18 protein-coding genes are annotated in these 18,337 nt (G+C 67.8%); 6 read left to right on the top strand and 12 right to left on the bottom strand.

The features are described 5' to 3' along the window. Positions 1-15: 15 nt before the first annotated feature. A complete protein-coding gene (locus tag BUB20358_RS23035; protein WP_006766272.1) occupies positions 16-1,470 on the bottom strand; it encodes a M20 family metallopeptidase in 1,455 nt (484 codons plus the stop codon). A gap of 294 nt (positions 1,471-1,764) precedes the next feature. Between BUB20358_RS23035 and BUB20358_RS23030 the strand changes: the two genes are divergently transcribed. Continuing rightward, positions 1,765-2,616, top strand: coding sequence for an N-acetylmuramoyl-L-alanine amidase-like domain-containing protein (locus tag BUB20358_RS23030; RefSeq protein WP_006766273.1), 852 nt, complete (start codon positions 1,765-1,767; stop codon positions 2,614-2,616). Between the two features lie 255 nt (positions 2,617-2,871). Here the strand turns inward: BUB20358_RS23030 and ftrA are convergent, their stop codons facing one another. Further along, on the bottom strand, positions 2,872-3,834 hold the full coding sequence (gene ftrA, locus BUB20358_RS23025; RefSeq protein WP_006766274.1) for a transcriptional regulator FtrA: 963 nt from the start codon (positions 3,832-3,834) through the stop codon (positions 2,872-2,874). Between the two features lie 110 nt (positions 3,835-3,944). Here ftrA and BUB20358_RS23020 point away from each other — a divergent pair, with 110 nt between their 5' ends. Further along, positions 3,945-4,403 (top strand): rhodanese-like domain-containing protein, encoded by a 459-nt coding sequence (locus tag BUB20358_RS23020; RefSeq protein ID WP_006766275.1) that lies wholly within the window; start codon positions 3,945-3,947, stop codon positions 4,401-4,403. 51 nt (positions 4,404-4,454) lie between these two features. Next, on the top strand, positions 4,455-4,781 hold the full coding sequence (locus tag BUB20358_RS23015) for a superinfection immunity protein (RefSeq protein WP_006766276.1): 327 nt from the start codon (positions 4,455-4,457) through the stop codon (positions 4,779-4,781). Positions 4,782-4,796: 15 nt separating this feature from the next. On the opposite strand, the gene BUB20358_RS23010 is transcribed toward BUB20358_RS23015, so the two are convergent. The 5 genes from BUB20358_RS23010 to BUB20358_RS22990 form a co-directional block, all read right to left on the bottom strand. Beyond that, positions 4,797-5,978 (bottom strand): cytochrome P450, encoded by a 1,182-nt coding sequence (locus BUB20358_RS23010; RefSeq protein ID WP_035975347.1) that lies wholly within the window; start codon positions 5,976-5,978, stop codon positions 4,797-4,799. A 170-nt stretch (positions 5,979-6,148) separates the two neighbouring features. Continuing rightward, positions 6,149-6,415, bottom strand: coding sequence for a YodC family protein (locus BUB20358_RS23005; RefSeq protein ID WP_006766278.1), 267 nt, complete (start codon positions 6,413-6,415; stop codon positions 6,149-6,151). 337 nt (positions 6,416-6,752) lie between these two features. Then, positions 6,753-7,613 carry an isocitrate lyase/PEP mutase family protein gene (locus tag BUB20358_RS23000; RefSeq protein ID WP_035974438.1) on the bottom strand — a complete coding sequence of 287 codons (861 nt, stop codon included), beginning with the start codon at positions 7,611-7,613 and terminating at the stop codon, positions 6,753-6,755. Positions 7,614-7,752: 139 nt separating this feature from the next. Beyond that, entirely contained in the window at positions 7,753-8,613 is an 861-nt protein-coding gene (locus tag BUB20358_RS22995) for a MurR/RpiR family transcriptional regulator (RefSeq protein WP_006766279.1), read from the bottom strand. 56 nt (positions 8,614-8,669) lie between these two features. Then, a complete protein-coding gene (locus tag BUB20358_RS22990) occupies positions 8,670-9,023 on the bottom strand; it encodes a YgiW/YdeI family stress tolerance OB fold protein (protein ID WP_006766280.1) in 354 nt (117 codons plus the stop codon). Positions 9,024-9,149: 126 nt separating this feature from the next. Between BUB20358_RS22990 and BUB20358_RS22985 the strand changes: the two genes are divergently transcribed. Together BUB20358_RS22985 and BUB20358_RS22980 are read left to right on the top strand one after the other, a co-directional pair. Beyond that, the gene (locus tag BUB20358_RS22985; protein ID WP_128567373.1) at positions 9,150-10,037 is read left to right on the top strand and encodes a hypothetical protein; all 888 of its coding nucleotides are present in this window, start codon (positions 9,150-9,152) and stop codon (positions 10,035-10,037) included. A 254-nt stretch (positions 10,038-10,291) separates the two neighbouring features. After that, entirely contained in the window at positions 10,292-10,492 is a 201-nt protein-coding gene (locus tag BUB20358_RS22980; protein WP_035975349.1) for a DUF805 domain-containing protein, read from the top strand. Positions 10,493-10,838: 346 nt separating this feature from the next. On the opposite strand, the gene blaPEN-bcc is transcribed toward BUB20358_RS22980, so the two are convergent. Next, positions 10,839-11,732 (bottom strand): PEN family class A beta-lactamase, Bcc-type, encoded by an 894-nt coding sequence (gene blaPEN-bcc / locus BUB20358_RS22975; protein ID WP_174905124.1) that lies wholly within the window; start codon positions 11,730-11,732, stop codon positions 10,839-10,841. 130 nt (positions 11,733-11,862) lie between these two features. On the opposite strand from blaPEN-bcc, the gene penR reads away from it, so the two are divergent. Continuing rightward, on the top strand, positions 11,863-12,834 hold the full coding sequence (penR, locus tag BUB20358_RS22970) for a beta-lactamase transcriptional regulator PenR (protein ID WP_045552235.1): 972 nt from the start codon (positions 11,863-11,865) through the stop codon (positions 12,832-12,834). Between the two features lie 440 nt (positions 12,835-13,274). Here the strand turns inward: penR and BUB20358_RS22965 are convergent, their stop codons facing one another. From BUB20358_RS22965 to BUB20358_RS22950, 4 genes are all read right to left on the bottom strand, one after another. Further along, positions 13,275-13,526, bottom strand: a complete 252-nt coding sequence (locus tag BUB20358_RS22965) for a hypothetical protein (protein ID WP_006766283.1) — start codon at positions 13,524-13,526, stop codon at positions 13,275-13,277. 101 nt (positions 13,527-13,627) lie between these two features. Then, on the bottom strand, positions 13,628-15,847 hold the full coding sequence (locus BUB20358_RS22960) for an amylo-alpha-1,6-glucosidase (protein ID WP_035974440.1): 2,220 nt from the start codon (positions 15,845-15,847) through the stop codon (positions 13,628-13,630). A gap of 180 nt (positions 15,848-16,027) precedes the next feature. Next, the gene (locus BUB20358_RS22955) at positions 16,028-16,642 is read right to left on the bottom strand and encodes a YdcF family protein (RefSeq protein ID WP_006766286.1); all 615 of its coding nucleotides are present in this window, start codon (positions 16,640-16,642) and stop codon (positions 16,028-16,030) included. A gap of 251 nt (positions 16,643-16,893) precedes the next feature. Then, positions 16,894-17,928 carry a rod shape-determining protein gene (locus BUB20358_RS22950; protein ID WP_006766287.1) on the bottom strand — a complete coding sequence of 345 codons (1,035 nt, stop codon included), beginning with the start codon at positions 17,926-17,928 and terminating at the stop codon, positions 16,894-16,896. Positions 17,929-18,337 lie beyond the last annotated feature (409 nt).

Below are 18,337 nucleotides of genomic sequence, written 5' to 3'. Positions count from 1 at the left end.
GAGCGACGGAAATGCTCAGCGTGCGGACGCGATCACGTCCGCGACCGCCGCGGTGAGCTTCTTCGCGTACGGCACGTGCAGGAACTCGTTCGGGCCGTGCGCGTTCGACTTCGGCCCGAGCACGCCACACACCATGAACTGCGCGGACGGGAAGCCCTCCTGCAGCACGTTCATCAGCGGGATCGTGCCGCCGAGCCCCATGTACGCGCAGTCCGCGCCGAAGTGACGGCGCGAAGCCGCGTCGAGCGACGACGCGAGCCAAGGCGCGAGATCGGGCGCGCTCCAGCCGGTGGCGGCGCCCGCATCCGGCTTGAACGTGACCTTCGCGTTGTACGGCGGATCGACTTCGAGCAGTTCCTTCAGCTGCTGCACGGCCTGTGCGGCATCGACGAGCGGCGGCAGGCGCAGCGACAGCTTGAACGCGGTGCGCGGACGCAGCACGTTGCCCGCGTCGGCGAGCGCCGGCAAGCCGGCCGCGCCGGTCACGGACAGCGACGGACGCCACGTCGAATTCAGCAGCGCCTCGCGCGGATCGGTGGTGGTCGGCAGCACCGGCTTGCCGTCCGCGCCGCATGCCCACGGCAGCCCCTTCCATACCGCATCGCCGAGAATCGCCGCGGCCGCGTCGGCTTCGCGCAGCCGGCTTTCGGGAATCTCGCAATGGAACACGTGCGGCAGCAGGTTGCCGTTCTTCGCGTCTTCGAGGCGCTCGAACAGCTGACGCATCACGCGGAAGCTCGACGGCGCGATGCCGCCGTACACGCCCGAATGAATGCCTTCCTCGAGCACCTCGACCTGCAGATCGCCGGACACGAGCCCGCGCAGCGACGTGGTCAGCCACATCTGGTCGTAGTTGCCGGCGCCGGAATCGAGACACACGACGAGCGACACGTTACCCAGCCGATCGCGCAGCGCGTCGACGTACGGCAGCAGGTCGTAGCTGCCCGATTCCTCGCAGGTCTCGATCAGGCCGACGCAGCGCGGCCGCTCGACGCCTTGCTCGTCGAGCGCCCCGAGCGCCGCGAGGCTCGCGTAGATCGCATAGCCGTCGTCGGCGCCGCCGCGGCCGTACAGCTTGCCGTTCTCGAATTTCGGCGTCCAGGGGCCGAGATCCGCGCGCCAGCCGTCGAATTCGGGCTGCTTGTCGAGGTGGCCGTACAGCAGGATCGTGTCGGTGCTCCCCGAGCGCGTGGCGGGCGTCTCGAAGAAGATCACCGGCGTGCGGCCGGGCAGGCGCACGATCTCGAGCGTCAGTCCTTTCACCGGCTGACGCTCGGCCCATTGCGCGGCGTCGGTGACGACGCGCTCGAGATAGCCGCGTTTCGCCCAGTCGGGATCGAACGCGGGACTCTTCGCGGGGATCGCGATGTAGTCGGTCAGCGCATGGAGGATTTCATCGTTCCACTTGCGCTCGACGAACGTAACGAGCTTGTCGTGGTCGAGGACGGGGGGCGTGTCGACGGAAGTCATGGCGGGACCTGGATCGGGCTGACGAAAATCAAGATGATACGCCGATGCTCCACGGGCGGCGGGCCGCTGGCCGTTCGGCCAGGTCTCCGGATGCCGGATACGGTGTCCGAACGCCCATTTCACACTTTGTTTAGATTTTTTCCGGCGCGCTCGTCTGCCCGATATCGTGCTGCGTCGGGGAATCGGCCGATTCAGCCATCCGCCGCGCGCCATTTCTGATATTCGGTCCGCGTCGCAGCCGCCATCATCGACGCGAACCGTCGCTTTCCAACTCCTTAGCGCAGGGCAATTGCCATGACCGTCCCGAAGATCGCACCGCTCGTCGCCGCTTTGACCTTGTACGGCTGCTACGGCGACACACCCACGACGACGGCAAACGAAACGATCGAGCAGCAGCACGCCGCGTTGGCCGACATGAGCGACGCGACTTCGGCGATGCTCGATACGCTGCTGGCGATTCGCGCGACCTATCCGGGCAACGACACGGGCGGGCTGATCGACGTGCTGTCGCGGGCGTTCCTCGACGTACCGTATCGAGACGGCGTGCTGGAAGGCTCGGCGGCCACGCCGGAGCGGCTCGTGATCGACTTCAGCGGACTCGACTGCTTCACCTATCTCGACTACGTCGAAGCCGCGCGATCGGCAGCGACACGAGCCGACTACGCGACACGGCTCGTCCGGACGCGCTACGTCGACGGCGACGTCAGTTTCTGGAACCGTCGTCATTTCTTCACCGACTGGGCCGCGCGTTCACCGGTATTGGCCGACGACATTACCGCGACGATCAGCGCTCGCGCCCTATCCGCCACGAAGCTCCTCAACAGGAAGGCCGACGGCAGCGCGTTCCTGTCCGGGCTGCCCGTCGTGTCACGTGAAGTCGTCCATATCCCGAGCGAGTTCGTCGACGACTACGTCGTCAGCCGGCTGCGCACCGGCGATTTCATCGGCATCTATGCGAAAGCGGACGGGCTCGACGTCACGCACGTCGGCTTTTTCATCGACACGCCGGACGGCCCGATGCTGCGCAATGCGTCATCGAAGAAGGCAAACATGAAGGTCGTCGACTCGCCGTTTCTCGAATACGTGAAGCACACACCCGGCATCGTCGTATTGCGGCCGCGCGAGTACGGGGCGGCGTCGCCGTGAGTTGACGCATCGATTGCGCGCTACGCGGGATCGAACCAGCAGCCCAGCCAGCGAATTGCACTTCGCCGCACGCGACGGCTGGCGGCTCAGGTGCGGCGTTCGCTCGCCCGAGCCGTCATCGCGCAATCGACCGTCCGCGATCGCGCGGGCAAACACGGCGCTTGCGGTCGCAACTACGACACATCGGCGCCCCAGCGCGCCGGCACCACATACAGCGTCGAACGGGTCTTGCGCAGCGTTCGCCCGTCGGCGTTCTTACCTGACGCCGCGATCCATTCCGCGCCGGTACGCGGCAGGACTCGTCGCCGCGACACGGCGAAAATGCCGGCGCAACGACTCCTCGGAACCGAAGCCCGCACGCGCCGCGATCTGCGCGAGTGACAGTGCCGGATGCGCTTCGAGCATGTCCTTCGCGACGTTTACGCGCTCGCGGATCAGCCACGCGAGCGGCGACATCCCGGTCGCGTCCGCGAACTGCCGCTGCAGCGTGCGCGGACTCATCGCGGCCTGCGCGGCGAGCGACGCGAGCGTGTGCGGCTCGGCCGCATGCGCACGCATCCAGTCGATCAGCTTCGCGAGCCGGTCGCTGCCGCCCGGCGCGACCGGGCGCGGCACGAACTGCGCCTGACCGCCGTCGCGATGCGGCGGCAGCACCAGACGCTGCGCGACGCGGTTCGCGATCGCGCCGCCGTGATCGCGGCGCACGAGATGCAGCAGCATGTCGAGCCCCGCGGCCGAACCGGCGGACGTGACGATCGCGCCTTCGTCGACGTAAAGCGCATCGGGATTCACGCGCAGCGCCGGATAGCGCGCCTGCAGACGCTCGGCGTAACGCCAGTGGGTCGTCACGGTGAGGCCGCCGAGCACGCCGGCGGCCGCGAGCACGAACACGCCCGAACAGATCGAACAGAGCCGCGCGCCGCGTCGATGCGCAGCCCGCAGCTTCTTCAGCAGCGGCTCCGGCGGCAATTCGTCCGGATCGCGCCAGCCGGGAATCACGATCGTATCCGCGCGATCGAGCATCGCGAGCCGGTATGGCGCGGCAACCGTGATGCCGCCCGCCGCCCGCACGGGCCCCGGCTCGCTCGCGCAAACCGCGAAGCGGTACCAGTCGACGCCGAGCTCCGGGCGCTCGAGCGCGAACAATTCGACGACGCAGCCGAATTCGAATGTGCAGAGGCGATCGTAGGCGAGCGCAACGACGAGGTGATCGAGCATGGCGCGATGTTACCGGAGTTTGTCGATCGCGCCACTGCCGCGCGGTGCGCCGAACCGCGATACTGCCCTCCATCCCCGCGCATCGCGCGCCACCTTCCGGAGAACCCGCCATGACGTTCGTGACCGACGTACCCGCCGCCGACAGCGCCGCCGCGCTCGCCCATTTCGAGGCATCGCTGCGATTCGAAACCGATTGCTGGGACGTGCACGATGCGCTCGCGTCGGGTGCGCCCGACTTCGTGCTGCTCGACGTGCGCAGCCCTGACCTGTTCGCGGCCGGCCACGTGCGCGGCGCACTGAACCTGCCGCACCGCAAGATCGTCGCCGGCAAGCTCGCCGACTATCCGGCCGATACGCTGTTCGTCGTGTACTGCGCAGGCCCCCACTGCAACGGCGCCGCGCGCGCCGCGATCCGGCTCGCCCGGCTCGGCCGGCCGGTGAAGCTGATGGCGGGCGGGATCGCCGGCTGGCGCGACGAAGGTTTCGCACTGAGCAACGATGTGCGGTCTGCAGCCGACGCCGCGCGTCCATCGTCGCCAAAAGCGCAACAATCAATTGCCGGCACATGAACGGAAAAAGCGCGACAATCGGCCTCATTGCAGTTCGGACGGAGCAGCACCATGCAACAGGAAGTCCTGATTCAGGTCGTCGGTTCGATCGCAGCGATCGCGCTCTATTTTTTACCGGCCATCGTCGCGGATCGGCGCGGCCGGCACGACAAACTGACGATCGCGATGTTCAACGCGCTGTTCGGATGGACGGTCATCGGCTGGCTGATGACGCTTTACTGGGCGTGCCAGTCGAACCCGCAAACCGATGTCGCGCAAACCATCCTCGCGAAACGCCGCGGCATCATGATGCGGACCTTCTCGACCAGCCTGGTCGAGCGCGTACAGCGCCGCGTCGCCGCCGAGGAGCAATGGGCGCAGAAGCAGGGCTGCCGCTGAGCAGCCGCTCTTCCGTCACCGTACCGCGTCGAACTTCGGCATCCTGACATTGGTCGACGCACGGTAGGACCACGTCAGCGCGTCGCGCGGCACCCCACCGCCCGCACGCAGCCATGCACGAAACGCGCCGGCCGTCACCGCCCGCGCGATCCGCTCGCCCGGGCAGCCGTGCGGCCCCGTACCGAAGCCGAAAGTCGGGCCTGACGGCCGGCCGGGAAGCAGCCGATCGGGTTCCCGATGCACCGCCGGATCGCGGTTCGCCGCCGCGAGCACGACGAGAATCGCGGCGCCCGCTTCGAGCGTGACGCCGTCGATCGTCGTACGCGACGCGACGAAGCGGCGCGTGTTCTGCACCGGCGAGTCGAAGCGCGCCACTTCGGCGATGAATGCGTCGAGCGCCGCGTCGTTCGGCGCATCGCGTTCGATCGCGACGCCGTCGTGCGCCGTGCCGGCCCACGCGATCAGCGTGTTGCCGAGCCACGCGGCCGTCGCTTCGCAGGTCTGCGACAGCAACCCGACGAGATTCGCGATCAGCGCGCCGCTCGCATGCCAGCCCGATTCGCGCGCCGCCTGCTGAACGGCGGCGACGAGCGTGCCGTCGCGCGTCTTCGTGCGTGCGACGCGCTCCGTCATCCGGTCGAGCAATTGCCGAGCCGCGTCGTTCGCGCGCGCGAGCGCCGATTCGTCCGATAGCGGCGACAGCGCAGCGACGAAGTCGACCACGAGCGCGGCAATATCGTCGAGCTGCGCATCGTCGAAGCCGAGCAGATCGGCGACCGCGCACACCGGCACCGTCAGACACCACGCGTTCAGCGCATCGGAATCGCACGGCGCACGTAACCGCGCAGCAGCCACTTGCGTCGCGCGGTCGCGGAACGCATTCGCGTCGAACGACGCGAGCGCGGCGCGCAACGCGTGCTTCGGCACGTCGTGCCGCAGCGCGCCGTCGTTCATGCGTACCAGTTCGCCGAACAGCGCGCCGGCCGTCGTGCCGCGCAACGCGGGCGGCACCGGCGCATCGAGCGGACGCACGCGGCACGCCGGATCGCCAAGCACGGCGGTCACGGTCGCCGCGCGGCTCGCGACCCACAAGCCGAGCGTGCGATCGAACGCGAGCGGCGGCCCGTCGACGAGCGTCGCATAGTACGGGTACGGATCGCGGTGCGTGACCGCGGCAATCGGATCGGCAGGTGTCAGGTTCATGCGGGCAGTATCGGCGTCATGCGCCGCCGCACGTTTCCGGCTGACGTGAAATGTCGCATCGCTGCGGCAACGCGCATTGGTGCGACGCAGCAGCGCGCGTCGCGCCGCGACATGCCGCGATGCAGATACCGCGCGCTCGGTGAGCCACTCGGCGTGTCAGCGCGTCAGGCAGCGGACCTGTAGCGCTGCGTGAACATGCGCAGCCGCACACGGCCCGCGGAGATCGCGCGCGGCTCGGCCACGACCGTTTCGTGATGGAACATCTCCTGCCGGAAGTGACCGCTGTCGTCGAACCACTGGCAAATCAGCCAGTCGGCATCGTCGAACACGACCGGCCCGGCATACGTGACCGTCATGCGCGGACCGCCGGTTTTCAGCGTCACGACGTCGCCGACGCGAAACCCGCTGCGATGATTTTCTCGGATCGTCATTTCTCTCTCAGAAATTTTATATATTCATTTTTCCCGGCGAACGGCGACCGGCGATTCGGCTGGTGCGAAAGATTAACAACCCGAAAAATAACGTGCAACTGCCGTGCAACGAAAAACCTGCATCGACGAATTGCAACAAAGCGCGGCATCGGTGCGCGATTCAAGCAGACGCCACCGGCTCGGGTTTGCCCGGCCGGCCGGACGACACGGCTCGTTGCGAATCCGGAGAATAGACGACGAGTTTTGCGGCAGCGTCGGTATTTAAATCAGACGAAATATCGGTTGATTATCGTCAACGATATTTCATTTGAAATCGATCCCATGTTTTTATCCGTGCTCATCGCGGGACCCGGATGGGCGGGTTGTCGGGCGCCGCGAACCAGCGATCGAGATCGCGCCCCGGCACGGCCGCCTGTGCGAACGTGAACGTGCCGTCCCGCGCGATCTCGGTCGCGGCGCGCAAAAATGCACCGAGTGCGGCCCGCGCGAGCGCGCCGCCGACGCTCACGCGCTTCACGCCGAGCGCCGCGAGCGCATCGACGCTCAGCAGCCCGCCCTGCAGCCCCATCACGACGTTCACCGGCGCGTCGACGGCGCGCGTGACGGCCGCGATGTCGTCCGGATCGGTGAGGCCCGGCGCGTACAGCACGTCGGCGCCCGCGTCGCGATACGCGACGAGCCGCGCGATCGTGTCCGCGAGATCGCGGCGGCCGTGCAGATAATTTTCACAGCGCGCGGTCAGCGTAAAAGGATACGGCAACGCACGCGCCGCTGCGACGGCCGCCGAAATGCGTTCGACCGCTTCGTCGTGCGGATAGATCGGCGCATCGGCACGGCCGGTCGCATCCTCGATCGACCCGCCGACCGCGCCTGCTTCGGCAGCGAGCCGGATCGTTTCGGCGACCGTCTGCGGCGCATCGCCGAAGCCGTTCTCGAGATCGGCGCTCACCGGCAGACCGCCGGCGGCGACGATCTCGGCGATGTGCGCGAGCATCGCGTCGCGGTCGATCGCGTTGTCGGGCAGCCCTTTCGAATAGGCGAAACCGGCGCTCGTCGTCGCGAGCGCCTCGAAGCCGGCCATCGCAAGCAGACGCGCGGTGCCGGCATCCCACGGGTTCGGGATCACGAACGCGCCGGAGCGCGCGTGCAGTGCGCGGAAGGCTTCGGCGTGACGCAATTGCGTATCGGATTCGGACATTGCGGGGCTCCTCGGGACATGGATCGCCAGCATACGCGCGCGACGCGCCGACGTTTCGCGATCGGATGAAATGTACGCGCACGCGAACATCGGCTCGCCCGGATTGCCGACCGTTCGCCGTCATGCGCGCCGCATGCGATCAGACGACGTACGCGCCTCTCGCATGCAGGTCGGCTTCCGCGCGTTCGAGCGCCGCGATCGCGTCGCCGCCTTCGAGCGCGAGCAACTGCGCAACCAGCGCCTCGGCCGTCGCGTGCGCGGCCACCAGAGACGGAAAGAACGACGGGCTGTCGTGCGTGAAGATCAGTTGCGCGTCGGCGTGCAGCGCGATCGGCGACACCGCGCTGTCGGTGATCGCGACCAGCTTGCTGCCCTGCGCCTTCGCGACCTGCGCGACGCGCGTCGCTTCGGCCGAATACGGCGCGAAGCTGACGACCACCGTCACGCTCTGCTTCGAAATCGCGCGCAGCTCCATCTCGAGCGAACCCGCGACGCCGTTGAGCAGCGACACGGTCGGGCGAAACAGCCGATAGCCGTAGACGAACCCGAACGCGACCGGATAGCACGAACGGAAGCCCGCGACATGCACGTGCGACGCCTTGCGGATCAGCTTCGCGGCATCCGCGAGCGCATGCGCGTTCTGCGCGGCGGTGGCCGCGAGATTGTGCTGCTGCGCGGTCAGCAGATCGTGCGCGAGCGACGCTTTCGCGTCGGGCCGCACGAGCGAACGCGCGCGTTGCGTGAGCGGCTCGGGGCGCGTGCGCACGCGCGCGACGCACAGGTCGCGCAGCTCATTCCAGCCGGGAAACCCGAATTGCTGCGCGAGCCGCACGAGCGACGCGGGCTGCACCTGCGCCCGCTGCGCGACCTTGCGCATCGACGACGTGGCGACTTCGTCGGGATGATCGAGCACGAACGCGGCGCCCGCCTGGAATTGCGGACTCAGCTCGGAAAATTGCGCCCGGATCCGGGACGCGAGTTCGTCGAAATTGGCGGCCATCGTGGTGGGAGCGGAAACCGGTCGTTCATGTTATCACCGGCCCCTGTCGCGCACCGTCAGCGCAGCACTTCGATGCGATCGGCATCGACCTTCAGGCGGCCCGACCATTTGCGCTCGAACTCGCCGGTCACTTTCACTTCGTTCTTGTCGGTGACCGGCCGGCCTGCGGCCCACAGCTTGTCGTCGATCTCGACGCGGATCGTGCCCGTCGCGTCCGCGAACTCGTAATCTTCGCCGCCGATGTGCTTGACGATACGCCCCTGCAACTGCACGTGCTGATCGTCCTTGCCGTTCGCGACGAGATCCTTCACGGTCGTCGTCGTCAGCGCGGAAGGCCCCGCGTATTGCGCACGAGCGGCGGCGGGCAGCACGGCGAGCGCCACGGTCAGAACTGCGGCCAGGTGTTTCATGATGTCGTTCCTCATTTTCGATACGGTGTCGCGCGATGTCGAACGCGCCCCGTCGGGATGACGGACCGTAAGAGTACGCAAACCCGAACACCGCGCCGACGCGACACGGCGCCGCATTGGACAAGTATGAAAGCGGCGTTCGATTGCGCGGCGCGCATTCACGTGCGTCTCTCCTGCGGCGCCCGTCGGCGGAATCCTCTCGGTCTGCGCGTGTACCGAAGGGACATGAGCCGGCGCGCGCACTGCGCTTCGATGACGATTCGCCAAATCGGTGATGGGCTCGGACAGGAAGTCGAGGATTGGCACGCCTCAACGATCGTGAAGTCGCGCTGTCGCCCACGGAAGTCGCGCAGCTTGCTGCACGACTCGATGCGGACCAGCAACGCCGTGACATTGCGCGCGCCATTCGACGAACGGCTGTACTGCGACTGCTGCAAACCGCTGCAACCGCGCGACCCAATCGACAGCAATGCAGTACGCGCGCATATCCACGAACCAAGCGTCCACGACATGATCGACACGGTGGTGCGCAACGCCGATCGCCGTGCGGATCGCCGACCGGTCTCTCGCTACCGCCGAGCTCGATACGACGCGCAGCGCCCGCGTACGCTCGACGACGTGCGTGCTCCGACGGCGGCCGGACATACGCAACCGGTTCCTTATCCACAGATTGTGTTGGCAAGCTTGTGGAAAACCGTTCGGCAACGACACCAACGTATTGATCGCAAAGGGTTTGCCGATCGTGCGCGGGTAACGCGCGCGGCCGGGCTCCGACCACACGCGGCTCACCGCTGCCTTGCTGCAGCGATCGCGAAGAGAATCGCATCGCATCGCGTCGCGTCGCGTCGCGTCGCGTCGCATCGACCGACGATCGTGAGCCGCGATCAGCCTGTTTGCAAAGCGACGACTGCTGCATGCCGCCGACCGAACGACACGCGACGTCGACTCGCCGCACACGCAACCCGCGCCACCACTTCTCCACAGAAAATGTTGGCAAGCTTGTGGATATCCTGAGCAAGCGTGTGCTAACCCGTTGATCGGGAAACGATTCGTCCGCTGCGTCACGGTTTCGGCAACGGCCGGCCCGCGCGTGCAACGACGAACGGCCCGACGCAGCGGCGCCGCCTTTACCCGCGTTGACGCGTGCGCGCCGAACGCGTCAAGATCACGCGAGCCGCGCGAGCGCGCATTGTCACCGTCTCGCGCTGCACGACCGGCAGACCGTTGCGCCGGCATCGAACAACGACACATTCATTCCGAGGAAGACCATGGAACACGTCACCGCCGCGCAACTGCTCATCTCGCTCGTCATCGTCGCGATCGTCGTCTATCCCTATGTCCGCATCGTCCGGCGCACCGGCCATTCCGGCTGGTGGGTGCTGACGATGTTCATCCCGGTCGTGAACTTCGTCATGTTGTGGGTGTTCGCGTTCGCACGGTGGCCGGCCGTCGAGGACCGGCGCGGCTGACGATCGTCCGGCCGCCGCATGCGGGCTTGTCCACAGATTTTGTTGGCAAGCATGTGGATAGCCTGCGCATACCGCGACCAAGCATTTGATCCGAAAGCGTTTGTCCGCGGTGCTACGAACGACGCACGCATGCCGTTCGAACGCGCGGCGCCCTCCACTGCGCTATCCGCTTCGCAACGACGGCCGCTGCGCGCCCTGCTTTTCCACCGTTTTTGTTGGCAACGGTGTGGATATCCTGAGCATCGATCGCGCAAGTCGTTGATCGCGCAACGTTTCGACGCGCCGATCACGACAGCGGCACGGCACGCGCGGCATCGTCGATACCGTGCGCGCCGTGCCGCATCGCTCAACGCAACGTCGCGACCGCAATGCGCGTCGCGGCCGCGATCACGTCGTCCTTCGCGCGCGCGTCGGCACGTGCCTGCGTGTAGTACACGGCCAGCACGATCGGCGCACCCGACGGCGGCCATGCGACGCCCGCGTCGTTCGTCGTCCCGTAGCCGCCGGTGCCCGTCTTGTCGCCGACTCGCCAGCCGGCCGGCACGCCTGCACGAATCCGCTTGTCGCCGACCTTGTTGCCGCGCAGCCATTCGACGAACTGCGCGCGTTGCGCACTCGGCAGCGCGTCGCCGAGCATCAGCGCGCGCAGGCTCGCGGCCATCGCGGCCGGCGTCGTCGTGTCGCGCGGGTCGCCGGGCAGCGCGGTGTTGAGTTCGGTTTCCCAGCGATCGAGCCGGAACGTAGCGTCGCCGATCGAACGCGCATACGCGGTGACCGCCTGCGGGCCGCCGATCAGCTTCATCAGCACGTTCGCGGCCGTGTTGTCGCTGTACTGGATCGTGGCCGCGCACAGCTCGGCGACGGTCATGCCGGCGCCGACGTGCTGCTCCGTCACCGGCGAATAACTGACGAGATCGGCCTTGCCGTATGCGACGCGCTGCTGCAGCAGCGCGGGTTGCGCGATGCTGCGCGCGAGCACCGCCGCGCCGAGCATCGCCTTGAACGTGCTGCAGAACGGGAAGCGCTCGTCCGCGCGATGCTGCGCGCGCCGGCCGCTCGCGGTGTCGATTGCACATACGCCGAGCCGTCCGCCGGCCGCGCGTTCGAGCGCGGCAAACGACGTCGCGGACGCGACGTCCTGCGTCGAACCGCGCGACGATGCGCAGGCGCTGACGGTCAGCGCGAGCGGCGCGGCTGCGGCGGCCAGCAACAGGGTTCGACGTTGCGATGAATGGGTCATGTCGAGTGTCTCGTGGTGGAAGGTTGCGAAACGAACGAATGCAAAACGGCCGGCCGGCGAGACAGCACTATCGTGACTTTACGGTCGACTGACAAGCAACGATAATTCACCGCCGACAAAAGAAATTCTTATGACCAAGCTCCGCCCTCACCTTCCGCTGAATGCACTGCGCGCGTTCGAATCGTCGGCGCGCCATCTGAGCTTCACGCGCGCGGGCCTCGAACTGAGCGTCACGCAAGCCGCGGTCAGCCAGCAGGTGCGCTCGCTCGAAGAGCGGCTCGGCTGCGCGCTGTTCACGCGTTTGCCGCGCGGCCTCGCGCTCACCGACGAAGGACGCGCGCTGCTGCCGGTATTGAGCGACGCGTTCAGCCGGATCGAAACGGTGCTCAAGCAGTTCGACGGCGGGCGCTTTCGCGAAGTGCTGACGCTCGGCGTCGTCGGCACCTTCGCGATAGGTTGGCTAATGCCGCGGCTGAAGCGCTTCGGCGACACGCATCCGTTCGTCAAGCTGCGGCTGAGGACCAACAACAACGTCGTCGACCTTGCGGCCGAAGGGCTCGACTTCGCGATCCGCTTCGGCGAAGGCAACTGGCCCGCGACGCGCAACGAGCGGCTGCTCGACGCGCCGCTCACCGCGCTGTGCGCGCCGGAGATCGCGCGCCGCGTCGCGCAGCCGGCCGACCTCGCGAGCAAAACGCTGCTGCGCTCGTACCGCACCGACGAATGGCTCGGCTGGTTCGAGGCCGCGCAGCTCGAGCCGTGGGCGGTCAACGGGCCCGTGTTCGATTCGTCGCGGCTGATGGTCGAGGCCGCGATGCAGGGCGCCGGCGTCGCGCTCGCGCCGGCCTGCATGTTCGCGCGCGAGCTGCAGCTCGGCCAGCTCGTGCGGCCGCTCGACATCGACGTGCACGCGGGCGGCTACTGGCTCACGTCGCTGAAGTCGAAACCGCTGACGCCCGCAATGACGCTCTTTCGCGACTGGATCGTCGCCGAGGCGGCCGACGCGGCGCACGCGCCGCCGGATGACGCCGCACGCGGTTTGTCCACAGAAAATGTTGGCAACGATGGGGACATCCTGGGTACGTCGGGCCTAACCCGTTGATCGGACACGCTTTACCGCCGTCCACACACACGACGGGCAGTGTCCGCGTCCGTTCGCCGGACGGTCGCATACGATCCGCGTCATCGCCAACCGGCACGACACAATCGCGCGCGATTTATCCACAGTTTTTGTTGGCAAGCCTGTGGATATTCGGCCGATGTAACGTGTAACGTGTTGATACAAAAGGGGATTGGGTAGCGTGCGCGCCGCAGGTCAACCGCGCGGCAGTCGGTTGGCGCCGACGCACGGCGATTCGCGCGCGTCGCGCCAGGCCGAGCGGTTCTCCACAGATTTTGTTGGCAAGCTTGTGGATATCCTGCGCATCGGCGGCCTAACTCATTGAGTGCAAGGGATTTTCCGCGGCCCGCGCAGGATCGGGCAGCGCCCGCACGGCCCGTTGGCGCATACGCATCCGCCGGCGCCCGCCCGATCGTTCGTAGTCAATGCCGGTCGAGCCCGCCGCGCAATTCGCGCGCCTTGTCGCGCAGCGCTTCGTACCCGGAGCGCGCATGTTCGGGCAGATCGGGATCGCCGATCAGCGCACCGAGCGTTTCGATCAGGCTGAACAGAATGCCCTTCGCCGCGCCGACCGCGATGCTCTGCGATTCGATCGACCGGTGCAGGTGATCGACCGCCGCTTCGAGATTCTCGAGCTTGTGCGCGCCGTCGTCGGGCCGGTTGTCGGTCGTCATCGTGTGCCTCCGCCATCGTTCAGGGTCATGTGACGATTCTATGTCGCCGTGCGCGAACGTGGCGCGACGACGCGCAACGTTCGCGCACGTGCGGCGCGCCGTTACAGCACCGCGACCACGTTCACGCGTCCCGGCTCGGCTGCCGCGACCACGTGGCCGTCGACGCGGCGGAACGTCAGCGACACGGTTTCGTCGCCGACCCGCAAGTCGTCGATACGCAGCCAGTCGACGCCTTCGGGCAGCGCGGGACGCTCGACGCGCACCTCGCGGCGCGCCGCGTCGATGCTCACGCCGAGACATGCCTGCAGCATCATGAACGGCGCACCGGCCGCCCATGCCTGCGGCAGACACGCGACCGGATACGCGGTCGGCGGTTCGCCGCGCCGGCGCGGGAATCCGCAGAACAGCTCGGGCAGCCGCATCTCGAAGCTGACCGCCGCCTCGAACAGCGCTCGCAGCAGGTTCACGGCCGCGGTCTTGTCGCCGTAGCGCGCGAGCCCGCGCGCGATCAACGCATTGTCGTGCGGCCACACGGAGCCGTTGTGATACGCCATCGGATTGAAGCGCGGCTGGCCGGCCGCGAGCGTGCGAATGCCCCATCCGGTCTCGAACAGCGCCGAGCCGAGCACGCCGGCGACCGCCGCGCCGCGCGCCGCGTCGGGCAAGCCGAACGCGAGCAGGTGCCCGGCGTTCGACGCGAGCACGCGGCACAGCTCGCCATGACCGTCGAGCGCGATCCCGTAGAAGCCGCTCTCCGGCATCCAGAACAGCGCTTCGACCTGCTCGCGCAGCGTCTTCGCCCGCAGCGCGTAGCGCGTCGCATCGGCCGCGTGGCCGCGCCGATGCGAGCACGCAGCCATCGCCTCGAGCGCCGCGCACGCATACGCCTGCACTTCGACGAGCGCGATCGGGCCGTCCGGAAACCGGCCGTCCGCGTGGAACACCGAATCGTGGCTGTCCTTCCAGCCCTGGTTCGCGAGACCGCGCTCCGACGTGCGCTGATAGTCGAGCAGCCCGTACGGATTGCGGTGGCACTTGTCGATCACCCACTGCGCCGCGCGCTCGAGCGCCGGCCACAGTTCGTCGAGCAGCGCGTCGTCGCCGGTATGTTCGACGTACGCGCCGGCGAGCACGATGAACAGCGGTGTCGTATCGACGCCGCCGTAATACAGCGCGAACGGCACCTCGCCCGTCGCCGCCATCTCGCTGCGGCGGAACTCGTGCATGATCTTGCCGGGCTCCGCATCGCGGAACGCGGACGTCTCGCGCGCCTGATGCTCGGCGAGGAACCGCAGCACGCCGCGCGCCAGCGACGGCTGCAGCCACAGCATCTGCAGCGACGTGATCACCGCGTCGCGGCCGAACGGCGTCGAAAACCACGGAATGCCCGCATACGGATACGGCCCGGTGTCGAGCTGCGTGGTCAACAGCCCGAGATCGGCGAGCGAGCGGTCGAGCCATGCGTCGAACAGCGGATTGCCGGTCCGCACGCGCGCCATCGACTCGCGCCGCGCGCGCATCGCGCGATGCACGCCGACCAGCGCGGTGCGCATCGCGACGCGGCCGCATCCGGGCCCGTCGCGCTGCGCGGCGCCGAGCGTCGCATCGACGGTCAGATAGATCGACACGCACGCCTGCGCGGCGATCGTCAGCGTGTAGTCCGCGCGATCCACCGACAGCGCGTCGGGCGCCGGCGAGAAATGCACGGTCACGTTGCGCTCGACGCCGTCGAGGCCGTCGTAACACAGCCGTACCGCGCCCGCATCGACGCGCGGCGTGCCGACCGTGCCGCGCTTCGGGCGCTGCATCCCGCGCACTTCGAACATGTCCTTGAAATCGGCCGCGAACGACAGGGACAGCGGCACCTCCGCGTCGTTCGCGCCGTAGTTGGTCAGCGTCAGCGCTTCGTACAGCACGTCGCCCGCGAGCACGCGCGTCCGCTCGATATGGATCACGCCTTCCGGCGTTTCCTTGCCGCCGAGCGGCGGCAGCGGGCGGTTCGTCAGGTGTGCGGTGAACGACGCGTTGTCGGCGCTCGTCGCGCCGGACAGCAGCGACGGCGCGCGGCCGCCGAACGTCAGGCGCCATGTCGACAGCACGCGCATGTCGTCGACGAACAGGCCGTCGTCGTGACCGCCGATGTCGCCGAGCGCGTCACTGACGACGAACGCGTCGCCGGATTTCAGCACGTACTGGTTGTTGCGCGCGAGCGCTTGCGGATCGGCTTCCGGGGCGATGAATGCGGGACCCGACGCTTGAGTCGGGGCGACAGGCGCGACCTGCGGCGCCTGGGTCGTCGTGGCTTCAGCGTGATTCGGCATCGATACTCCTGTGTCGAGGCGCAACGCGCGGCGCGCGTCGCATGTTTCGCACAGGATAGGTCAGAACGGGCGACGTGCGCAGCGGGCGCCGCACGTGAAACGGCGCGCGCGGCGAACCTGCGGACCGGGAAGCAAATCCGGTTCCGCGCGCGCCGCCGCGGCCGCGCCCGTCGCGCCGCGCTACGAAAACAGGCTCATCAGAAACAGCATCGGGCGGAACGACATCGGCCGTGCATCCGGATCGAGCCACAGACGTACCGCGTACACCGCATACGCCGGCACCTCGCGCCAGCTCGAATAGACGTCGCGCAACTGGAACGCGCGCGGATACGCGACGTAGATGTTCGACGGTTCGATGCCGACGCGCTCGAACGCGAGGCGCGCCCGCGCGAGGTGGTAATACTGGCTGACGATCAGCACGCGCGACATTCGATGCGCGCGCATGTAGGCGAGCGTGTGCTGCGCGGTCGCGAGCGTGTTGTCGCCCTGGTCGTCTACGGCGATCCGGTCGGCCGGCACGCCGCGCGCGACGAGATAGTCGCGCATCGCGGTCGCCTCGTTCAGCCCCGGCCCGTCGATCCCGCCGCTGACGAGAATGACCGGGCACCGGCCGCTGCGGTAGCAGTGCACGCCGACGTCGAGCCGCGCGGTCAGCACGGGTTTCGGCGCGCCGTCGTCGTCCAGCGCGCTGCCGAAGATCACGGCGACGTCCGCGGGCTCACTGCGCATCCGCATCCCGTATGCGGCGAGCGCGACGGCCGCGACGATCCAGATGCACGCGACGGCCGCGAGCATGCGGCCCAGCAGGGCGACGCGGCCCCGCCCGATACGGTTCTTCAATACGGTGGTCTCCCGGAATCGCTCGCGCGCCGGGAGATCCGGCGGGCGGCCCGGTACGGGCGCGTAACGCTAACACGGCGCGCCTGCGCGCGGCCGTGCGCGGCGACGGCGATCGGCTGCGGCCCTCGTCGCGCAAGCGGGAGACCAGTGTCGGAAATTTGTCGGACTGTGAATGGGCGAACGTCGCGCGACCCGGCCGCGCGGCGTCAGGCCGCCGCACACATCGCGAGCCGGCCCATCGCCTCTCCGGCGCCACGCACCGCGCACGTGGCCGGCTCGTCGGCAATTCGTGCGACGAGCCCCGTTTCGTTGTACAGCAGCCTCGCGAGGTCGGCGAGCAGCGCGCCGCCACCCGTCAGCACTACGCCGCGGTGCGCGATGTCGGTCACGAGTTCGGCCGGCGCGTTTTCCAGCACCGATTTCACTGTGCCGATCACCTGCTTCAGCGGCGCGGCCAGCGCGTCCGCGATATCGTGGTTCGACAACTCGACGGAGCGCGGCAGGCCGTCCTGGACGCCGCGCCCGACGGCGTGCGTCGACGAGCGCGGCCCCGCGCTCACGGCTGAGCCGATCGATTTCTTCACGTGTTCGGCCGTCTGCTCACCGAGCAGCACGCCGTACACATTGCGTACATGGTTGATGATTGCCGCGTCGAACTGGCTGCCGCCGACGCGGATTGCCTCGTGATACACGATACCGCCCAGTGCTATCACCGAGACCTCCGTCGTGCCGCCGCCGATGTCGACGACCATCGAGCCGACCGGTTCCGTCACCGGCAATCCCGCGCCGAGCGCCGCGGCGAGCGACTCGTCGATCAACTCCACGTCGGACACGCCAGCAGCAAATGCCGCATCGCGGATCGCACGCCGTTCGACGGCCGTCGCGTCAGACGGCACACATAACGTCACGTCGACGCGGCGACCGAAGCGCGAACGGGTCTGAGACATGTCGATGAAGCTGCGGATCATCTGCTGAGCCGCGTGCGCGTCGGCGATGACCCCATTCTGCATCGGCTTCACAGCTTCCAGATGCGCTGGTTCGCGCCCGAGCAGCGCCTTCGCGAGTTCCCCGACAGCCGCTACCGCCGCTCGTCCGTCGGCCGTGACGGCCTTGTGAAAGCACACCACCGACGGTTGGTTCAGCACCACACCGCGCTCGTGCGTATAAATACGCGTACTCGCCGTTCCGGGGTCGATCGCAACGGGTTGCGCAAACAACTTTCCGAACAGCGGTGTCGGCATATCGAACCCTTATGAATGAACGGGCCGCACGGCCGTGCCGTGTCCCCGCAGCACGTGTGCCGCTTTATCAACGGGTTAGCGGCAAATCCTTCCGTTACTTTAGGCAATCCGTACGATTTTTTCACGGTCAAATTGCCGAAAACGTGTTTCCGGCTGCGATTCGCGTCATCGGCGCCCCTCGCGCAGCCTCCGCAAAACACGTAATCTCTCGGTCTCGCCTGCTTCCGGCAGGCGCCTCTCGCCCGATCACGCCAGATATTTCACGATGACAGCGCCCGCTTTTTCATGCTGGCCGGCGGTGCGCCGGCTCTGCTCGACGCTCGTCGCCCTGTGGTGCTGCGGCGTCGCCGCGCAGCCGCTGGCGGCCGCGGACACGGCCGCCGCCGTCCGCGCGCCGAGCGCGATGCCG

The organism is Burkholderia dolosa, from assembly GCF_902499135.1.
In the GTDB taxonomy this organism is placed as follows: domain Bacteria; phylum Pseudomonadota; class Gammaproteobacteria; order Burkholderiales; family Burkholderiaceae; genus Burkholderia; species Burkholderia dolosa.
Note: the sequence above shows the minus strand (reverse complement) of the source record. Positions and strands in the feature narration are given on the sequence as shown.

Coding starts and splice junctions, on each gene's coding strand:
- BUB20358_RS23035 (WP_006766272.1), bottom strand. CDS start 1,470: ATGACTTCCGTCGACACGCCCCCCGTCCTCGACCACGACAAGCTCGTT.
- BUB20358_RS23030 (WP_006766273.1), top strand. CDS start 1,765: ATGACCGTCCCGAAGATCGCACCGCTCGTCGCCGCTTTGACCTTGTAC.
- ftrA (WP_006766274.1), bottom strand. CDS start 3,834: ATGCTCGATCACCTCGTCGTTGCGCTCGCCTACGATCGCCTCTGCACA.
- BUB20358_RS23020 (WP_006766275.1), top strand. CDS start 3,945: ATGACGTTCGTGACCGACGTACCCGCCGCCGACAGCGCCGCCGCGCTC.
- BUB20358_RS23015 (WP_006766276.1), top strand. CDS start 4,455: ATGCAACAGGAAGTCCTGATTCAGGTCGTCGGTTCGATCGCAGCGATC.
- BUB20358_RS23005 (WP_006766278.1), bottom strand. CDS start 6,415: ATGACGATCCGAGAAAATCATCGCAGCGGGTTTCGCGTCGGCGACGTC.
- BUB20358_RS23000 (WP_035974438.1), bottom strand. CDS start 7,613: ATGTCCGAATCCGATACGCAATTGCGTCACGCCGAAGCCTTCCGCGCA.
- BUB20358_RS22995 (WP_006766279.1), bottom strand. CDS start 8,613: ATGGCCGCCAATTTCGACGAACTCGCGTCCCGGATCCGGGCGCAATTT.
- BUB20358_RS22990 (WP_006766280.1), bottom strand. CDS start 9,023: ATGAAACACCTGGCCGCAGTTCTGACCGTGGCGCTCGCCGTGCTGCCC.
- BUB20358_RS22985 (WP_128567373.1), top strand. CDS start 9,150: ATGAAAGCGGCGTTCGATTGCGCGGCGCGCATTCACGTGCGTCTCTCC.
- BUB20358_RS22980 (WP_035975349.1), top strand. CDS start 10,292: ATGGAACACGTCACCGCCGCGCAACTGCTCATCTCGCTCGTCATCGTC.
- blaPEN-bcc (WP_174905124.1), bottom strand. CDS start 11,732: ATGACCCATTCATCGCAACGTCGAACCCTGTTGCTGGCCGCCGCAGCC.
- penR (WP_045552235.1), top strand. CDS start 11,863: ATGACCAAGCTCCGCCCTCACCTTCCGCTGAATGCACTGCGCGCGTTC.
- BUB20358_RS22965 (WP_006766283.1), bottom strand. CDS start 13,526: ATGACGACCGACAACCGGCCCGACGACGGCGCGCACAAGCTCGAGAAT.
- BUB20358_RS22960 (WP_035974440.1), bottom strand. CDS start 15,847: ATGCCGAATCACGCTGAAGCCACGACGACCCAGGCGCCGCAGGTCGCG.
- BUB20358_RS22955 (WP_006766286.1), bottom strand. CDS start 16,642: ATGCTCGCGGCCGTCGCGTGCATCTGGATCGTCGCGGCCGTCGCGCTC.
- BUB20358_RS22950 (WP_006766287.1), bottom strand. CDS start 17,928: ATGCCGACACCGCTGTTCGGAAAGTTGTTTGCGCAACCCGTTGCGATC.